The following is a 19,756-nucleotide window of genomic DNA, read 5'->3' on the forward strand; positions in this document are numbered from 1 at the left end:
TTAATTTAAGCACTTTCAACAGGCAGATAAACGATAAAAGTTGTCCCTTCATTGAGTTTGCTATCTGCAAAAATATATCCCAGATGATTGGATACTACCCGCTTACAAATTGCCAGTCCGATACCGGTTCCCCCATATTCATGACGCCCGTGCAAGCGTTGAAATATCACAAAAATCTTCTCTGCATATTCTTTCTCGAAACCTATTCCGTTGTCTGTAATTTCAAATTTATGGAAACTGGCATCAATCATACTTGACATAACGCCATCAATTTCATTACCTGATACCTTATGGTAAGATATTTTTATTTGCGGAACCTGATCCGGTTTAATAAATTTCAGGGAATTACTTAACAAGTTCTGAAATAATTGTTGCAATTGAAAACTATATCCGTTAATAATTGGCAGGCTGTCAATGGTAATTTCAGCTTTTGTACTCTTTATCATCTCCGACAAATCTCCCAAAATGTTGTTTAGCAGCTCGTTAAGATTTACCTCAACCATTTCTGACTTTTTATTCACCAATCTGGAAAACATCAATAAATCATCGATGAGGTTCTGCATTCTTCCGGCCGATACGCTGATTTTATCCAAAATACTCCGTCCGTCCTCATTCAGGTTTTCCTTATGCTTGTACACAAGCCTGTCACTGAAAGCCCTGATTTTTCGCAAAGGTTCCTGTAAATCATGAGAAGCCACGTAAGCAAATTGCTCCAGTTCGGCATTTGAACGGTTTAATGCCTCAACCTGTTGCTCCAGTTCAGCCTGAAAAGCAACCCTGCGAAGTAATTCCTTGTTGATAAGAACAAATGAGACACTGAGCAGAAGTAATGTAAAAAGTGTCAGAATAAGAAGATAAAACGGTGTCGCCTCTTCCGAAGCCCCCTTTTCCTGTAATCTTTTTTGCAATAAAGAGTTTTCATCATTCTGAAAATCTTTTACCACTATCCTCAGCGAATCCATCGTCGCTTTACTTCTGATCAGATTTCCTAATCTTGTCTGAGGACTTATTTTACCAGTGGAATCCTGTCTGATATTTTCACGCATCAGATAAATTTTCCGGTAGGTCAGATCTTTTATCAAAGCAAAACGGGGTCTTGAGTGTAAATTATCCGCTGTCAGATTTCCAAGATTTCCCAATACAATACCAACATTTTTGATTCCGGAATGAAATGGTTCTAAAAAGTTTTCCCGATGGGTAAGTAAATATCCTCTCTGTCCGGTTTCAACATCTTTTACCGTTGACAATAACTCCTCCGAAGTCAGCAAAACAATATGAGTATGATCTACCAGATTTGCATTATCAATTAATTGCTTAAGACGGTTATAAGAAGAAATGGCCATCGCCAGCATCAGAATTGCAGAAATAATAAATGAAAACCGCAGAAAGAAAAGATTATATTTCATTATGTATTTTGGCAGAAATTTAAAGGAAAACTGTGTAATAAATTACCCAATTTTCTACAATGTGATGACTCCATCTACATTCGATTACGAATATAATCTATTCAACCACGATCTTTAAACAATGTTTATAAAAAATAATAAAAAACATTTAAATACCTGACAATCAATAAATTATACAAAATAAAATCTTCTGAAATTTCTATTTCTTTTTACCAAACCCCTTCTGTCTGACGTTTTTTCATTTTTGGCTTGCTAATTGGATAAGTAATTACTGCACCCTTAAACCGAAAAATTATGCTTCATCAGGTAATAACACAAAAGCAGTCGCTGAAAGTATCTCCCCAGCAGATTCAATTTCTGAATTTGCTGCAACTTTCAACGCTGGAAATGGAAAAACGAATTAAGGATGAACTCGAGGAAAATCCGGTATTGGAAGAGGGTTCTTTAGAAACTGTCGCCGAAACAGATCAGGATAATTTTGCTGAAGCGGAGGCTTTGTCTCCCGCTGAAGATTTTCGTGACTGGGATGAATATGGAAATGATGACATTCCGGATTATAAAACCAAATCAAATAATGTCAGTGCTGACGATGAATTATATTCGACACCAATCGTTCAGAAGCAGAGTATTTTAGATGAAATAAAAGAACAGATCGGGTTTTATAATCTGACTGAAAGGCAGCAGCTTTTAGCCGATTTCCTCCTCAACTCTCTGGATGATGACGGTTTTCTGGCTTATGATCTTGAAACGCTGGCAGACGATATCTCCTTTTCTCAGGGATTTTTTGTGGAATCAGAAGAATTTCAACCCATTATGCAAATCATCCGTCAGCTCGATCCTCCTGCCCTGGCGACCGGTAACCTGAAAGAATGTCTCTTAGCCCAACTGGAACGGAAACAGGAACAGGGTGTGAAGATAGAAACCGCCAGAAAGATTGTTGAAGGTTATATGAATGACCTTGCTGCAAGGAATTATGAAAAACTCATTCATGTATTAAACTTATGTCCGGAACAGCTCAGGGAGGCGATTCAGCTTATTACCAGTCTTAATCCCAAACCTCTGGCGGGGTACGGACAGGAAAATATACTGCAAAATCAAAACATTTATCCCGATTATGTATTACACTATGAAGGAGACAAAATAGAAGTGGTTCTAAACGGGAGAAATATTCCTGAAATACGAATCAATCCTATTTTCAATGAATTGCATAGCGGAAATGACAGAGCAGCGGAGCAATACATCAAATCGAAAGTCAGTTCTGCCAAATGGCTGATAGATGCATTGAAACAGCGTGAAGAAACCATGACTGCTACTATGAAAGCCATTGTAAAATTGCAGTACGATTATTTTGAAACAGGTGATATAAAACGCCTTAAACCAATGATTCTTAATGACATTGCTGCAATAGTTGGCAGAGATATTTCAACCATTTCGCGCACAACAAGTGGTAAATACGTACAAACGCCATTTGGTAATATCAATTTAAAAGATTTATTTACAGAAGGACTCATCAATTCGAAAGGAGAAGAAGTTTCAAACCGGGAAATTCAGCTTGTTTTGTCTGAGATCGTCAGAGATGAAGATAAAACTAATCCGTTTAATGACGATTTACTGGTTGAAAAACTAGCTTTAAACGGGTACAATGTTGCCAGAAGAACTGTCGCCAAGTACAGAGAACAACTTGATATTCCGAATGCCAAAATGAGAAGGCTGTTTTAACAGCTACTTCATTTAACGAAATTAACACCCCTGTATTCCGGAGCCCTGAACTTCTCCAAAACCAATAAAGCTATATGGAAAAAATACTGGTCATTGACGACGATACCGATATCTGCCTCTTACTTAAAAGGTTCCTGACTAAAAATAATTATGAGGTAGAAATCGCTCATAACGGGAAAAGCGGTTTGGCTATTCTGGATGAATTTCGTCCGAATCTGGTCATAACTGACTTTAAATTAGGAGATATTGACGGAGGTCAGTTGTTGGTAAATATAAAAGAGAAATACCCTCATATGCCTGTACTCATAATTACAGGCTATTCTGACATCAAAGTTGCTGTAAATGTAATGAAACAAGGCGCTTTCGATTATGTTACCAAACCTCTTTTTCCGGATGAAATTCTGGTTACCATCAGAAAAGCTCTGGATAGTACTTCCACTGGTTTCGGACGGGTTGTTTCTTCAGAAAAAGAGGATAATCCGGAAACAGATCTCCCGAAATCCGGCAGGCCCGCCAAAGGGTCAGGCTATGTGTTTGGAAACAGTCCGGAATCAAAAAACCTTATCAAACAGATTGAATTGGTTGCTCCAACCAATTACAGCGTCATTATCTATGGAGAAAGCGGTTCAGGCAAAGAAGTCATTGCCCACGAAATACACAAAAGAAGCCGGAGAAAAGACCAGCCTTTTGTAGCAATGGACTGCGGGGCGATTTCAAGAGAATTGGCCGGGAGTGAGTTGTTCGGACATGAAAAAGGTTCGTTTACAGGAGCCTTAAACCAAAAAATCGGGCATTTTGAACTGGCAAACGGCGGAACGCTTTTCCTTGATGAGGTGGCCAATTTATCTTATGAAATTCAGGTTTCTTTACTTCGTATTGTACAGGAAAGAATCATGAAAAGAATCGGAGGCACCAAAGAAATCCAGCTTGATGTCCGCATTATTGTTGCCAGTAATGAGAAACTTACAGAAGCATGCCGCAAAGGAAAATTCAGAGAGGATCTTTATCACAGATTCAATGAATTCAGCATAGATGTACCTTCTTTGCGCGAGCGGAAAGGTGATATTATGACTTTTGCCAGGTTTTTCCTGGAATCTGCCAAAGCAGACCTGGGAAAAGAGATGGAGGGTTTTGAACCCGCCGTAGAAGAGACTTTCCTTCATTATCCCTGGCATGGAAATTTAAGGGAATTAAAAAACGTAATTAAAAGAGCCGCACTGCTTTCCGAAGGAAAACTGATTGAAGCCCGGTCATTGCCTTTCGAAATGCTCAACTACTCTAAATTACTGTCCATTGAAAATAATCCTCAAACGATTAACATCATATCTCCCGAAGTTCAGCCTCAGAATCAGCCATTTATTCCTCCGGCAGCTCAGAATACCAAAGGGAATCAGCAGGATTTGAAAGCAGCAGCACTCGATGCGGAATATGATATGATTCTGAAGGTTTTACAACAGGTCAATTTTAATAAAAGTAAGGCTGCGGAAATTTTGAATATCGACCGCAAAACGCTTTACAACAAAATGAAACATTTTAGTAAATAGTGCGGATTTCCCTAAAGAACAGGGACAGACTTCAAGCAAATCATTGACTGGAGTCTGCACCATGTGAACAGCCCGGCAAGCAATAGATAAAATGAAAACTTTTCCCCATGACAACCCCAACCTGAATCAGTTACTAACTGACTTGTCACCCAACCTGATTTATATTATGGATGTGATTAATCAGCAGTTTACTTACATCAATCCCAGAATCCAGGACATTTTAGGATACACTTACGATGATCTGAAGGAGGCCGGAAATAACTGGGCCCCAAAAATTCTGGAGTTACCGGATGGAAAAAGTGGGGTATGGTCACATTATGCCAAAATCAGGGGAAATGCTACGGTAAAATATAAAGTAAAGGTTTTACACAAAAATGGTTCGGTAAAATATCTCAAAACGCAGGAAACCATATTAAAATGGGATAAAGACGGGCATCCTTCAGAAGTGCTGGGTATTGCAGAAGATATTACCATACAGCAAAACTTGTCTGAAGAGCTGGCCAGGAGCAAGCATAGCTTCGGATTACTGGAAGAAATGCTGCAATGCGGAAGCTGGGAATATGACCTGATTGATCATTACCTGACCTGTTCAAACGGAACAAAGAGGCTTTTTGGGTATGAAACGGGAGAGCTTCCTGAAAAAATCCCGACAAGCTTTTTCAAAGCTCATTTTCACCAGGATGACCTGGATATCGCCGAAGAAATCGAGCAGAAAATAATCTCCCTTGAAGGCATAAATGAGCATTATAACTGGAGAATTATTGCTAAGGACGGACAGATGAAATACCTGGAAGGAAAAGGTATGCTGCTTCCTGATAAAAAAGGGAATTATACTAAATTACTGGCTGCCACCGCAGACATTACCATTCTTAAAACATACGAGGCAAAACTGGAGCAGAAGATCAATGATCTTAAGAAATCCAATCAGAATCTTGAACAGTTTGCCTATATCGCTTCGCATGATTTGCAGGAACCGCTGAGAAAAATTTCTGCTTTCGGAGAAAGGTTATCCAAGAAATACAGCGGACAACTTGGCGAAGAGGGTTTACTTTATCTTAACCGGATGACTGATGCCAGTGTCAGAATGAAACTACTCATTGATAATCTGCTCAGTTATTCAAGAACTACCAGAAAAGTTGATGATTTCAAAGAAACCAACCTGAATCTGATTCTGAAAGATGTTCTGAATGACCTCGAATTAAAAATTGAAGATAAAAATGTAAGGATTATTTCAGGAAATCTTCCAACGCTGGAAGCCATTCCTTCTCAAATGAATCAGCTTTTTATGAATCTGATCAGCAATGCAATCAAATTCTCTAAAACTGAAGAGCGGCCTTCCATTGAGATTACAGCAAAAACACCTTCTCCGGAAGAACTATCCGCACATAACCTGCTTGAAATCAATGAATATATCCGCATTTCTATCAAAGACAACGGAATGGGATTTGAAATGGAATTTGCTGAAAAAATCTTTGAGATATTTCAACGCTTACATGGGAGGTCCGCATTTGAAGGCTCGGGGATTGGATTAGCGATTTGCAAAAAAATTGCAGAAAATCATGAAGGTGTTATTTTTGCCAGAAGTGAACCCGAAGTCGGAACAGAATTTGTTATTATTTTACCCAGAAAACAATTGTCATGAAACCCTTCCGGTCTTTTTCTATGACATAATAATTCAAACCACATTTAAAAAATGAAAAACCATAGTAGCATATCCATTTTGGTTGCAGATGATGATCCGGACGATCGGCAAATGACCAAAGAAGCTCTTGAAGAAAATTTCCTCTTAAATGAACTTCATTTTGTAGAAGATGGGCAACAGTTAATGGATTATTTAAGAAAGCAGGGTCGTTTTGCAGATGCTTCGATTAATGCTCCAAGACCCGGATTGATCTTACTGGATTTAAATATGCCTAAAAAAGATGGCAGGGAATGTTTAAAGGAAATAAAATCTGATCCTGATCTGAGAAGTATTCCGATTATCATTCTGACAACTTCAAAAGCTGAAGAAGACATTATAAAAACATACGATCTTGGCGTTAATTGCTTCGTAACCAAGCCGGTAACCTTTACAGAATTAATTTCCGTAACGCGTTCGATTGGCCAGTACTGGTTCGAAATTGTAAAACTTCCTAATCCGAATCATGAATGAAATCAAAGTTTTACTGGTTGATGATGACGAAGATGATTATCTTCTGACAAGTGATTATATCAGGGATATTCCTGATAAATCTTTCATTGTACATTGGGCATCCAATTTTAGTGATGCACTTCCAAAAATACTCGAACGTCAGTACGATATATACTTTTTCGACTTCCTGCTCGGAGCTAAAACCGGCCTTGAATTAATTAAGGAAGCGGTAAAAGCAGGTTGCGAAGAACCTATCATTCTTCTTACCGGGAAGGGAGATCAGCGCATCGATCGTGAAGCGATGGAACTTGGTGCCGTAGATTATCTGATCAAAGGCGAGCTCGATTCTGAAAAGCTCGAGCGAACTATCCGCTATGCCCTCGACCGCTCTGCCAATCTGAAAGCTCTCAAAACCAGTGAGGAACGTTACAGAAGTCTTTTCGAGCAATCGAAAGACATGATTTTCATTTCAAATCCCGAAGGGCGTTTTGTTTACCTTAATAGTTCAGCCACTGATTTATTAGGCTTCACCCGGGAAGAATTCATGCAGATCTATGCCACAGATTTATACGAAGATCAATCTGAAAGAGAATATCTTATTGAAATTCTCCATGAAAATGGTGAAATACAGGACTATGAGATAACTCTGCGAACCAAAAACGGAGAAAAACGCATCTGCATTCTTTCTGCAAGCCTTCAGGAAAAACACAATGGCGAAGTTTTCTTTCAGGGCATTATCCATGACATTACCAGCCGTAAAAAAGCAGAGCAGGAAGCTTTGCAAATTGAAAAATTTAATGCCGCCGGAAGGTTACTCCGCACACTGGCACATGAAGTCAGAAATCCCCTTACGAATATTAATCTATCTGTAGAACAGCTCCAAAGTGAACTTGAAGATGAAGGCCAGGTGATGTTTCTGGACATTGTTAAGAGAAACAGCAAAAGAATTAATGATCTGATTACCGAGTTGCTTAACTCTCTCAGACCTACCCAGATGAGTCTTCAACAAGTGTCCATTCATGAAGTACTGGATCAGACTATTGCTGAATCTCAGGATCGGGCTAAACTGAGAAATATTGAAGTAATTACAAATTTTCAGGAAGAAGATATTTTACTTTGGCTGGATATTCCTAAAATCAAAATTGCCTTTACAAACATCATCGTGAATGCGTTGGAGGCTATGGAAGAAAATACAGGGAAACTGATTATTTCAACCGAATCAGGTGAGAAAAGAGCCAAAGTCTGCTTTGAAGATAATGGTTCTGGCATTATTCCGGAAAATCTCAAAAGATTATTTGAGCCTTATTTTACTTCTAAATCTCAGGGAATGGGGTTAGGTCTGGCAGCTACCTTAAATATTATTCAATCGCATCAGGCTTCTGCAGAAGTAGAATCCGCAGTAGGAAAAGGTACAAACTTCTCGGTAACCTTTCCTTTACATCTGAACACATAAATTTGAAATTGCTACCTTATTTACAACAAAATCCTCCAAAATATACATTCCGGAGGATTTTTATTTAGCTTAAATATCTTCTCAGCGTCCAGGTAATGGTTTCATGCTGTTCCATCAATCCCGTCAGGAAGTCAGCCGTTCCAGCATCCTGAAATTGCTCTGCACACAAATCAACGTCTTTTCTCAGGGTTATTATCAATTCCTCATGATCGGCCAGAAGCTCTTTAATCATTTCTTTGGAAGAAGGATTTTTTCCAACACTCTCCTTTAAGGTAGAATGTTCGAGAAATTCCTGTAAACTTCCGATAGTCTGACTTCCCAGCTTACCGATTCTCTCTGCAACTTCATCAATAGATTCCTCCAATTGTTCATATTGCTCTTCAAATAATTTATGATACTCCATGAAGCTCTCTCCTGAGACATTCCAATGATACTTTCTGGTTTTAGTGTAAAGCACCATTTCGTTGGCAAGCACGGTGGTTAATACAGAAGCCACACTTTCAAGATTTGTTTCAGTTATTCCAATATTAGGTTTCATTCTTATTTATTTTTCAAATTGAGATGTAACAATATACTTGGGCTGATTACTGACAAAAATAGATTATTCATTTCAGGGATCTGCCCTTATAAATACCTGATTTTTTGAAGTTTACGAAAACAATGACTGTGAACGAAGCGGATGAGAATAGTCTCTGGTTTTACGAAAGAAACTCCTTACGCCATAAATAATGGTGATGACAGCAATGATAATCAGGCATAATGCTGAAATCAGGACAATCATTCTCTCCGGAGGGACCTGCTCATATTGTTTAGCCATGATTCCGAAAAGGGCCCATATTACTACTAAACCATAATATGCATTTTCTGTTTTGAAAAGCATAAATAAAGTGATTATTGTCCCGGTGCCGATCATTGCTGCGGTCCAGAATTCCGGAGAAAGTCCGAATCCATCCCAGCCAGCCCAAACAAGAAATACGGTGATATTAGCAATGGCTGCCATCGAAATCCAGCCGGTATAAAGCCCGAAAGATGCGCGAATGAGAAACCGTTCTGAAGTTTTTATTTCCTTACTCATATTTGTAACATTGAGCAGAGTATTCACCAGAAGGTATAACATGATGAGCATAATCACCACAGAAAGCGCCACCCATTCAAAATGCCATACAATTATCCATGAAGCATTAAGAAATGATGTTAAAACGAAATCCAAACCAACTGCTTTGTGCAAAGCGGCAACGGTCGGTGAAACCTTTTTGCTGAAAAAACCGCTTGCCTGAAAAATAGTAAAAGCCAGCAGCAATAAATAGATTACACTCCAGATACTGAAAGTGAAACCCGCAGGCGTAAATAAATTAGGATATTGATCGGATAGCTGTCTGGTAGTTTTATCATTAATCGGCAAAATTTCTGCCAGAGCATTAAATCCTGCCATCACCAAAAATGCGACAATGTTCAATGCCTGTAATGTTCTGATTTTGAGTGAATTTTCCATAGTTTTATCTTTTAGTTTTTTTAATCAGGCACGCTGAAAAGCATTTAAAACATAGGTGTATAACTGACCTTCTAAAAATTAACCCTTAAACCCAGTCCTACCTGCGGGTGGACAAAAAAGATATCAGGGATAAGTTCTGTATAAAGCCCTCCTTCCAGAAAAACGGAATAAGGTTTATATGGCACAAAATATTCCATTCCTGCGGTTGGCGTCACACCCAGAGAGATTGTGTTTACATATGCGTCAACTGAGCTAAATTTATCAGGGTAGTATTTCCGGGAATTAACCTGTGCTCCTAAACCACCATAAATATTAAAATTATCTCCAAACATTGGCGTGTACCACAAATAAGAGGCCGTCACAGAAAGTCCTGAACTTTTGTACTGCCCGCTTCTGTAATCTCTGGTAGTTCCATACAACCATCCGTAAGTTCCGATATTGACGTCAAATGCTGTTTTTTCGCCATATTTTCTGAGATTCAGTCCTGTCGGATCTCCAAGTTTAAAACCAATTGCCCAGTTTTTAGCCTGTCCAAATGATTGCAATGCGCATAATGAAATAATTGCGGTTATTAATAGCTTTTTCATAAAGTGATTATGTAGAAAATGATAAATATATGTTTAAGGAATATGTTTTAAAAAGATCCGGTTTCAAGGTATTTTTCTGAAAACTATATTTTGTTTAAAGCTAATTCTAACTGAATAACAAAACACAAACTATTGATAATCATACATATACACAAACAAAACCTCTTATACCGGATCCTTTGATATTATATTCTGTCAAATAAAAGTGCCAGTCATTTATTTGCATATTCGAGACATAATGTTAGTACCGTTTTGCACATCGTGGGTAACATTTTCCACAAATTCAACACAGCAGAAGAATGTACGCACAAATAAAAACCCCGTCCGGAAAGAACGGGGTTTGCACAGGAAACTGACATTTTCATGCAATGTGTTAATCCCTTAATCAGTGAGGGGTTGTATTTCCCGTTGTACAACGATAACAGTATCTTCATTCGGAATAATTTTCTGTCCGAAAAATATCGTATATGCCTTTGTAAATTCGGCTCCGAAAAACAGAATTGTAGAAGAATAATTTACCCAGAGCAAAACCAGCACAATAGACCCTGCAGAGCCATAAGCTGAAACAACCTGCGTCTGGCTAAGGTATAGGGTAATCAATAATTTCCCGATCATAAATAAAACCGCAGTAAACCCCGCCCCTATTATGGCATCTTTCCAACGCAGTCTTCCATCAGGCAATACTTTAAAAATAAGGGTAAAAAGACAGGTTATGACCAAAAATACCAATAGCATATTCAATACATAAAACAATGAAACCATTACATCCGGGAAAAAAGATTGCAGCCGGGCATTGAAAATATCTAAAAGTGTATTCACCATGAGAGAAACCAGTAAAAGAAAACCAATGCTTATAATCATGGAAAAAGATAATAAGCGGTTAATAATCAGCTTAAGCCAGCCCTTCCTGGGTTTAACTTTCAATGACCAGATTGCGTTAATGGAATCCTGTATTTCTCCGAACACTCCGGTTGCTCCGATCAGTAAAGTCCCGATTCCGACAATCAACGCTACGCCTGATTGATTGGAAAGTTCGGAGTTTTTCAGAATTTCCTGTATTTGAGAAGCTGCATTATTTCCTACCATAGAACGTATCTGGTAAAACACCTGTCCCTGAACAGCATCTTTTCCAAAAAATATACTACAGACTGATATGATGATAATAAGCATTGGTGCCAGAGAAAAAATGGTATAATATGAAAGAGAAGCACTCATTTTCAAGGCTTTGTCATTCATAAATTCGCTTCCGGCGTATTTTAAGGTCTCCCAGTATTTATTCAATGTATGTTTCATAAGCGTTAATAATCGTGCTTTTTAAAGAAAATCAATTCCGTACCACGCTAACAATGACAGGCTTTTCAATTTTATTGGGGAAATTTACACGCAGAAAAATTCATATGGGATCTTTTTTCTACAATTTCCATACAAAGTATTAAGGTTCAGGAGATTGGTAAGATTTTTTAATGTATAAAATCATCAAATTAATCTTACACTTAAACATTAATACAGATGAGAGGTCTCCTATATATAATAGCTGTAATCCTGGTGATAGGCTGGGCATTAGGCGTTTTTGCATACAGCCTGGGTGGTTTAATCCATACACTGTTGCTTATTGCTGTTATCTCGTTAATCCTGGGTCTGATCAAAGGATCTTCTAAAATCTGACGATTATGGATAATATAGCAATCATTCAAAACATGGTGGAAATCATTTTTTCCATTTTCCTTTTAGGATTCGGGATTTCCATTCTGAAAGACATTTCCAGTGCCGGTTATAAAGAGCACAGGGCAAATGATCTGGCAGACAATCGTAGAAATTTTTATGAATTTCTACGTCATTCAAAGAAAGTAGTTAGAAAGATTACATAAGAACGTAACAAGTGGTTAGGTATCAAAAGTGGAACTATAATGCCATGGGCTAGTATAGCCTATGGCATTTTTGTTTGCTCTCTTACTCCTGAGGTGTATCATTGGCCCAGACGTTCATCTCCAGTAAATTCACCAGACCAAAATGCGTGGCTAATGCTACGTCTGCGGCATCTCTCCCATAAGCAATGCTGATTCTTTTGCCTACCGGTTTTTCCTGCGTAGCATCAAAAATGTACCATCTTCCGCCAAGATAGGCTTCAAACCAGGCATGAAGATCCATCGGTTTCAGGTCATACAGATACCCGACTACCATTCTTGCCGGAATATTCAGACTTCTGCACAGGGAAATACCTAAATGAGAAAAATCACGGCAAACGCCTGTCCTGGTACGTGCAGTATCCAGTGCTGAAGTAGAGACATCAGAAGTTCCGTACTCGTAAACGATATTTTTCCTTATCCAGGCTCTGATTGCTTCTACCTGCTCATAACCCTGAGGATAACCTTCTACAATCTCCAGAGCCATATGCCCGAGTAAATCGGACTGGCAGTATCTGCTTGGCAATAAAAAGGATAATATTTCTTCAGGAATGTCTTCAGCGGGTACTAATTCAGCAGAAAAGTCAACATCAATTTCATCGATCGTTTCTACACAGGTACGGGTTTTAATGGAAAAAGTCCCGCTTGGAATAATCAGACGCTGACAAAAATTTCCGTAACTGTCAGTATATTCGCTTACAGCTACGTGGGGTTCCATGATATATTCTTCGCTGAGTACAAACTGTCCGCCGCCGCTGCGGGGACGAAGCATCAAAATAGTTGGAGTCGGCAGCGATGCTTCCATTTTAAGAAAACACCCGGCGTATAGTTTCATAAAGGGTTAAAATATATTTTGGCAGTTTTTTTCTACAATATACGAATAAAAAACTGCTTCCTGTTTAAAATCATCTCTGTCAAACCCGCTATTTTCAAAGCTTTTAACCTTAAATGAAAGGATATTACATCAAATCAATCTCTTATAGATTATAAAATCCTGCAAACTTATATTTTAATGCAATTCAACATTCATATCATTTATTTTCAAATTGGTTACATTAATTCTCTCATTCATTACAAAGTGTTTTTTTCCCTGTCTCTAAATCGAATCCTATCTATTATTTTCAGCAAGAAATTTATGCAGGTAATGCGGGCTACATCGGTTAATTCCCGTTATCCTCTGAACTTTCAGTAACCCAATCCTTTAAAACCTGACCACATATTTATATGCAAAAGAGACGCTGTCACCAGCGTCTCTTTTGCATATCATATTATATATTATTTTTCTGAAAACTTACTCCAAATCTTTCTGAGCTTTGTCAATCTGTTTATTTAGTTCGGATTTCAGCTCTTTCCATTCTTTTTTAGTATTGTCTTTTAATTCTTTCAAAGAAGCATCCAGATTCTCTTTTTCCTTTTCTAATTTCTTTTTGCGGGCTTCCCAGTTTGCTTTTTCCTTATTTTTTGCGGTTGCAATTTTACCATCTATTCTGGCAATTTCATTTTTAATCGCTTCCTGCTGCTTATCTATTTTCGCAACAAGTTCCTCTTTCTCTTTATTTACACCGCTTTTTATATCATCTGCGGTATCTTTCACTTTATCCGCAGCATCTTTGGCGGCTTTTTCTACATCTTCCTGTGCATTTTGAGCTTCATTGGCCACTTCCTGCTTTTTTTCACGGGAACAAGAAGTTGTTGTTGCTACAAAAATGCCCGAAATAAGTGCTACCGTTAATAGAAATGTTGTCTTTTTCATATGATCAGATTTGTTTAAGGTTCTTTATTTCTATACGTTATAAAAATTCCATACCGTGAACAACAGTGGTTACAAATTGTATAACGGAATAATTTATGGGTAAGAATTTCCCCAAACCAAAATCCGGGAGACTTTTACCGGATCCTGAACCCGGCATAAAGTATAAAAAAAATGTCATAACTAATGGTCACGACATTTCCATATTCCCTAAACCTATACTAAATATTTAAATATTGTTAATTTTCCTGATTACGTAATGTTTCCAGTTCTGCATCTGCATTGTGGGTTGCATGTAAAAGAGAACGGATAATTTTCAATGACTCATCGATTGCTTGTCGCTGACCGGAAAGAAATCTTTGCAATTCAGGCGTTTTCTGTACTTCATCTATTTCCAGAATGGCATCATATGCTAAGATCGCCTGTTCATCTCCAAATTCACATGAGCTTAATATGGCATGGCGGTTATTGGCAGAAACCGCAGCTTTAAAGTCAATCCAGATCTGATGGATTTTTCCGACAAAAGTACAATCTTTTGCAGGTTCTCCCCCTAAACTGATCACAAAGTCCGCTATCTGGTTTTCAAATAATGTACTTTCATTGACCATTCCTTCGAATAAAACCTTGAGGTCTTCGTCAAATACGTCAGTTGTCGCCTTCTGATAACCTTCTAAACGGCTGATATTTATTTCTATCAACTCGTTTAATACTTCTATTATTTCCTGATGCTTTTCCATAATTAAGTTTATTTTAGCATGATAACATTTTAGTGTGTTTTAAGAAAGATTACACAGGAAAGAAAAAACATTATTCCATTGATTTTCAACGCATAAAGCCCTGAACTTGTAGAATAATGTCCTCTTTGCGGGGAAACCTATTCCGGCAAACCTTAAAAGCAATCAAAAAAAACTTAACCCGGATACTGTAAAATAACTGATGAGAGCCAATAACAGAGCTGACTCCTGTTCTGAACTTAATCGTAGATATTATTTGTTGAAATATAAATGTAAAGATATGCAGGAACCTTATTGTCCTGCTTTCTATGTGTTAATAAGAGAAATTCTGCGGTAAACTACTTAAACTATCCCGAAAATTTTCGATTTTTTTTGATACCCGAAACTTATCCATGCGAAATCTTATACATTTGAAGTAAGCAAACCCATTCTGTGAAGCAAATAAATTATTAACATTTGAAGTAAAAAATTATACAATTTACATGAAGTTTCGTTTTCCCGGCAGAAATATCCAGCTTGAAACTTTCTTTGAAAGAGAATTCGAAAAAGAGAATTTTCGGAGAGAGAGACAACGGGCTGGTCTGTTAGCTTTTATCTTTGCCCTCGGCGTCGGGGGATTAGTGTTGTTTTTTAATTTACTGGATCATACCATTTTTTTCTACAACAGTTTTTATCAAACCTTATTAACGTACCTCATTCTGATGAGTTTGTATGAGGCACTGATCTGGTTTTTCTTTAAAAAAGGGATGATTCTGATTCCGAAATTTCCGATTTTCGCCAAATTCGGCAATTCCACTTTCGAGTTAACCTGTCTTACCGGAACTTTATACTGGATTTCGAAAGAATTTCAGCAGCCAATTCTGGTCATGATTTCCCCTCCTACTTTCATCTATTTCTTTTTTATTATCCTTTCAACACTCCGTCTGAATTTCTCTGTATCACTCTGGACGGGAACAATGGCCGGATTACAATTTCTGGCATTAAGTTATTTTTTAATTGAAAAACAGGCTGTTTATTCTGAAAATGATGTTTATGCCAAGTCGATACTTCCTTACATCGCAAAATCTTTTATCCTGATTTTATCCGGAATTGCCGCAGGATATGTTGCTCAGCAGATTAAAAGAAGTATTCAGTTATCTATCGAAAACACGGAAAAACAAAACCAGATCCTGAGGCTTTTCGGGCAGCAGGTTTCACCGGAAATTGTACAGGTAATGCTCGCTCAGTCCGGTACGCTGGAAAGCCGGCACATGAAAGTAGCTGTCATTTTTGTTGACATAAGAGATTTTACCAAATATGCCGACAAACATTCTGCGGAAGAGGTAGTAGAATATCAGAATGCCTTTTTTGGCATTGTTGTAGGAATTGTCAACAAACACAAAGGGGTTATCAATCAATTTTTAGGGGATGGCTGTATGATCACATTCGGGGCTCCGGTTTCACTTGAAAATCCTGCTGAAAATGCCGTAAAAGCCGCAATAGATATTCTGGATGAAATCCGCAACGCAAATGAAAACGGACTGATTCCCAATACCATTGTCAATATGGGCATTCAGGTCGGTGATGCAGTAACCGGTAACATCGGTTCTGAAACCCGTCAGCAATATAACATTACCGGAAATGTGGTTATTCAGGCTGCCAGAATCGAACAGCTCAACAAAGAATATCATTCACATATTCTGGTAAGTCAACAGGTTGTTGATGAAATTACTGCAATTCCAATTGAGTCGAAGCTGGTCGGCTATGTACATTTAAAAGGTATTGAAGAAGAAATATCCTTGTGGCAACTGGCTTAATTGTGAGTTATTAATAAACAGGAGTTGCCCGGAAGAATCATCTTTATGGCAATTCCTGTTTTAAGTCTTCTCCGATTGATTTTCCTTCCAACATTTTGGTCATCAATACTTTTTCAGTTGTTTTTACTCCCCTTTCGTATAGTGCCTTCTTTATTTTATTTGGTCAAATCAGGTAAACTATATAATTATTTTTTTATTTTTTTATACAAAATACATAAAATCAAAAATACACCTATTAAATCTATGATTTTTATAGACTATTAAATTTCAATTATTATCTTTGTCAAAAATTATCCGGAAATCATCTTTGTATTATCTATAAAAACCATAGAATAAATATACTCTTATCGTCATGAAAAAATTATTACTAACATTATTTCTCTTAACCACAGGTCTGGGAATATTTAGTTCTCAGGCACAAGACAATCTTATTTTAATATCAGGGAAAATTATTGACAAAGACAGTAAAGAGCCACTGATTGGTGCCGGAATTCAGGTAAAAGGAACCGTTACAGGCAGTATTACTGACAGTAAAGGTGCTTTTGCTTTGAAAACCAAACTGAAATTTCCATTCAAACTTGTTTTCTCTTATGTAGGTTATGCCACACAGGAATTTGAAGTTAAGAGCCTTAGTGATCAATTGAATATTGAACTCGTAACACAGTCTATCTTAGGCCAGGAAGTAGTTGTTACGGCATCCAGAGTTGAGGAAAGCATTCTTAAATCTCCTGTTGCCATTGAAAAACTGGACATTCGTGCAATTAAGGAAGCTGCAGCTCCAAGTTTTTATGATGCACTGGAAAACGTTAAAGGGGTACAAATGATCACTTCAAGCTTAACTTTCAAAGTGCCTAACACCCGCGGATTCAACATTCCTAACAACTTCCGTTTCATGCAATTGGTTGACGGAGTTGACATGCAGGCTGCAACCTTAGGGGTTCCGCTTGGGAATGCCATCGGACCAACAGAATTAGATATTGAAAGTGTGGAAATTACACCTGGTGCAGCTTCTGCACTTTATGGAATGAATGCCATTAATGGTCTGGCAAACCTGCAAACAAAAAGCCCTTTCCGTTATCAGGGATTAAGTGTTTATCAAAAAGTAGGTGTAAACCACGTTGATGGCGTTGATCACTCAGCAAGTCCTTTGACGGAAACAGCTATCCGTTATGCCAAGGCATTCAATAACCGCTTTGCATTCAAAGTAAATTTCAGTTATCTGAAAGGTACTGACTGGGTTTCAAATTCTCAGAACGACCAGAACCCTCAGAATTTAACTTCAGCTAACCCGCGTTTCCCTGAACTTTCAGGCATTAATAACCCGGCTTATGATGCCTGGAACAGATATGGTGATGAAAGTAATAATAACAACACTGTTACAATTAACTATCAGGGTAAAACACAAGGATTTAATGTTCGCAGAACAGGTTATTATGAGAAAGATCTGGTAAATCCTGAAATCAAAAATATCAAGTTTGATGCTGGTCTTTTCTACAAACTGAATGAAAAACTTGAGCTCTCTTACAACTACAGATATGGCTTGATGGACGGTACTTTCCAGAGAGGTAACAAAGTGAGATTAGACGGTGTAACAGTTCAGAACCATAAATTAGAATTAAAAAGCCCCGTTTTCACCCTTAGAGCATACGCTTTAATTGAAAATACCGGAGATTCATACAATGTAAAACCTTTGGCTGACAACCTTGATTTAACACATTTGTCAAACAAAGACTGGACAACCAAATTCACTAACACTTTACAGGCAGCAGTAAACAGTGGTGTTGATCTGGCAACAGCAATGCAACAGGCCAGAGCAGCAGCAGATCAGGGAAGAGTTTTACCCGGAACACCTGAGTTTAATGCCTTAAAAAGTACCATTATCGGTATTAATAACTGGGATCATGCAGCAAACGTAGTGGGTGCTCCTGCCACAGGTGGTGCATGGATGACTCAGCGAAGCAGAACTTATCATGCTGATTTACAATATGATTTAAGCAGCAAAATCAAAATATTTGATTTATTGGTCGGAGCAGATTATCGTTTATATGAAGTAATTCCGGATGGAAACAACTTTGTAGATTTTTCAAGACCATTGGCTGAACGTACTTTACCGGGAGGTAACAACCAATATTATACAAAATATGGTGCATTTGCACAATTGACCAAGCGTTTCTTTGATGATAAACTTAAAGTTACAGCATCTGGCCGTGTAGATAATAACCCTGAATTTTCTCCGAAATTCAACCCAAGAGTTGCTTTGGTTTATACAGCTGCTGAAAAACACAATTTCCGTGCTTCTTTTCAGAACGGATACCGTTTCCCTGCTTTATTTGAAGCATTGTCTTTCGTAAATAATGGTAACGTACGCCGTGTAGGTGGTCTTGCAAGAGTGAATGAAGGCCTGGGTTATCTTGAAAACTCTTATACACTGGCTTCAATCAATAACTTTACCAACGCCGTTAATGCTGACGTGGCAAACGGAATTAAGAAAACGGATGCTGCTTTGAAGGAAAGAGGTCTATTACAGGTAGCCAATTTACCGGCAGAACAGCCTGAGCAGATTAACTCATTTGAAGTTGGTTATAAAAGCGTGTTGCTGAATAACAAACTCTCTATTGATGTAGATGCTTATTACAATAGCTACAGTAATTTCCTTGGACAGGTTGAGGTAGCCGTTCCTTCTTCCGGAAAAGTTGGTTCCGATGCCGCTGTACAGGATATGCTGATTCGTGCTAACCAGACACGTTACAGAGTTTATACCAACGCTAAAAATACTTATAACAGCTACGGCTCTTCACTTGGGCTTACTTATAACTTTTACAAAAAGTTTACTGTTTCAGGAAATGTTAATTACAATAACATCGAGTCAAATGCTACGCCTGATATTTTCGTAACAGGTTTTAATACCCCGAAATGGGCTACCAACCTTTCTTTGAGCAACAGAGAAGTTGTTAAAAATTTCGGATTCAATGTAGTATGGAGATGGCAGGATGCTTTCTTGTGGGAAAGCCCGCTTGTAAACGGAACAGTAGCCGCTTATTCAAATGTTGATGCTCAGATCAATTTAAGAGTCCCTCAATATAAAGCGACTGTGAAACTGGGTGCTTCAAACGTTCTGAATAACCGTTATATCCAATATGCAGGTGGCCCGACAATCGGCGGTTTATACTACCTGGCTGTAACAATTGACGGAATTTAAGAAATTCTTCAGATTCCAAATCACCAAAGAGGAGAATTACC

Annotated in this window: 17 protein-coding genes; 9 read left to right on the plus strand and 8 right to left on the minus strand. The window is 38.0% G+C overall.

Annotated elements, in window-relative coordinates:
* Nucleotides 1-5: 5 nt before the first annotated feature.
* Nucleotides 6-1,406, minus strand: a complete 1,401-nt coding sequence (locus BM179_RS20050; protein WP_092018959.1) for a sensor histidine kinase — start codon at nt 1,404-1,406, stop codon at nt 6-8.
* A gap of 294 nt (nt 1,407-1,700) precedes the next feature.
* Between BM179_RS20050 and rpoN the strand changes: the two genes are divergently transcribed.
* The 5 genes from rpoN (at nt 1,701) to BM179_RS20075 (ending at nt 8,253) form a co-directional block, all read left to right on the plus strand.
* Nucleotides 1,701-3,125 carry an RNA polymerase factor sigma-54 gene (gene rpoN, locus BM179_RS20055; RefSeq protein ID WP_092018960.1) on the plus strand — a complete coding sequence of 475 codons (1,425 nt, stop codon included), beginning with the start codon at nt 1,701-1,703 and terminating at the stop codon, nt 3,123-3,125.
* A gap of 74 nt (nt 3,126-3,199) precedes the next feature.
* Complete coding sequence (locus BM179_RS20060) at nt 3,200-4,669, plus strand: sigma-54-dependent transcriptional regulator (RefSeq protein ID WP_092018961.1); 1,470 nt, start codon at nt 3,200-3,202, stop codon at nt 4,667-4,669.
* A 91-nt stretch (nt 4,670-4,760) separates the two neighbouring features.
* Nucleotides 4,761-6,311, plus strand: coding sequence for a PAS domain-containing sensor histidine kinase (locus BM179_RS20065; protein ID WP_092018962.1), 1,551 nt, complete (start codon nt 4,761-4,763; stop codon nt 6,309-6,311).
* 51 nt (nt 6,312-6,362) lie between these two features.
* Complete coding sequence (locus BM179_RS20070) at nt 6,363-6,821, plus strand: response regulator (protein ID WP_092018963.1); 459 nt, start codon at nt 6,363-6,365, stop codon at nt 6,819-6,821.
* Nucleotides 6,814-8,253: a hybrid sensor histidine kinase/response regulator gene (locus BM179_RS20075; RefSeq protein ID WP_092018964.1), complete on the plus strand. Its 1,440-nt coding sequence runs from the start codon at nt 6,814-6,816 to the stop codon at nt 8,251-8,253. Before BM179_RS20070 ends, BM179_RS20075 begins: the two co-directional genes overlap by 8 nt.
* Before the next feature lie 64 nt (nt 8,254-8,317).
* Here the strand turns inward: BM179_RS20075 and BM179_RS20080 are convergent, their stop codons facing one another.
* From BM179_RS20080 to BM179_RS20095, 4 genes are all read right to left on the minus strand, one after another.
* A complete protein-coding gene (locus BM179_RS20080; RefSeq protein WP_092018965.1) occupies nt 8,318-8,791 on the minus strand; it encodes a Dps family protein in 474 nt (157 codons plus the stop codon).
* A 111-nt stretch (nt 8,792-8,902) separates the two neighbouring features.
* Nucleotides 8,903-9,745, minus strand: coding sequence for a TspO-related membrane protein (locus BM179_RS20085; RefSeq protein WP_092018966.1), 843 nt, complete (start codon nt 9,743-9,745; stop codon nt 8,903-8,905).
* Nucleotides 9,746-9,816: 71 nt separating this feature from the next.
* Nucleotides 9,817-10,332 (minus strand): hypothetical protein, encoded by a 516-nt coding sequence (locus BM179_RS20090; protein ID WP_092018967.1) that lies wholly within the window; start codon nt 10,330-10,332, stop codon nt 9,817-9,819.
* A 381-nt stretch (nt 10,333-10,713) separates the two neighbouring features.
* Nucleotides 10,714-11,625, minus strand: a complete 912-nt coding sequence (locus BM179_RS20095) for a YihY/virulence factor BrkB family protein (protein WP_092018968.1) — start codon at nt 11,623-11,625, stop codon at nt 10,714-10,716.
* A gap of 216 nt (nt 11,626-11,841) precedes the next feature.
* Here BM179_RS20095 and BM179_RS25105 point away from each other — a divergent pair, with 216 nt between their 5' ends.
* Nucleotides 11,842-11,997, plus strand: a complete 156-nt coding sequence (locus BM179_RS25105) for a lmo0937 family membrane protein (protein ID WP_143095278.1) — start codon at nt 11,842-11,844, stop codon at nt 11,995-11,997.
* A gap of 5 nt (nt 11,998-12,002) precedes the next feature.
* Nucleotides 12,003-12,200: a hypothetical protein gene (locus BM179_RS20100; protein ID WP_092018969.1), complete on the plus strand. Its 198-nt coding sequence runs from the start codon at nt 12,003-12,005 to the stop codon at nt 12,198-12,200.
* A gap of 82 nt (nt 12,201-12,282) precedes the next feature.
* Here BM179_RS20100 and BM179_RS20105 read toward each other — a convergent pair whose 3' ends face one another.
* The 3 genes from BM179_RS20105 to BM179_RS20115 form a co-directional block, all read right to left on the minus strand.
* Nucleotides 12,283-13,041, minus strand: coding sequence for a transglutaminase domain-containing protein (locus BM179_RS20105; RefSeq protein WP_310586961.1), 759 nt, complete (start codon nt 13,039-13,041; stop codon nt 12,283-12,285).
* A 486-nt stretch (nt 13,042-13,527) separates the two neighbouring features.
* Nucleotides 13,528-13,989: a hypothetical protein gene (locus tag BM179_RS20110; RefSeq protein WP_092018971.1), complete on the minus strand. Its 462-nt coding sequence runs from the start codon at nt 13,987-13,989 to the stop codon at nt 13,528-13,530.
* A gap of 236 nt (nt 13,990-14,225) precedes the next feature.
* Nucleotides 14,226-14,723, minus strand: a complete 498-nt coding sequence (locus BM179_RS20115; RefSeq protein ID WP_092018972.1) for a ferritin-like domain-containing protein — start codon at nt 14,721-14,723, stop codon at nt 14,226-14,228.
* Nucleotides 14,724-15,202: 479 nt separating this feature from the next.
* On the opposite strand from BM179_RS20115, the gene BM179_RS20120 reads away from it, so the two are divergent.
* Nucleotides 15,203-16,516: an adenylate/guanylate cyclase domain-containing protein gene (locus tag BM179_RS20120; protein WP_092018973.1), complete on the plus strand. Its 1,314-nt coding sequence runs from the start codon at nt 15,203-15,205 to the stop codon at nt 16,514-16,516.
* A 352-nt stretch (nt 16,517-16,868) separates the two neighbouring features.
* The gene (locus tag BM179_RS20125; protein WP_092018974.1) at nt 16,869-19,715 is read left to right on the plus strand and encodes a TonB-dependent receptor; all 2,847 of its coding nucleotides are present in this window, start codon (nt 16,869-16,871) and stop codon (nt 19,713-19,715) included.
* The last annotated feature ends 41 nt before the right edge of the window (nt 19,716-19,756 follow it).

Origin of the sequence: Pseudarcicella hirudinis (assembly GCF_900115665.1) — a bacterium.
GTDB lineage: Bacteria > Bacteroidota > Bacteroidia > Cytophagales > Spirosomataceae > Pseudarcicella > Pseudarcicella hirudinis.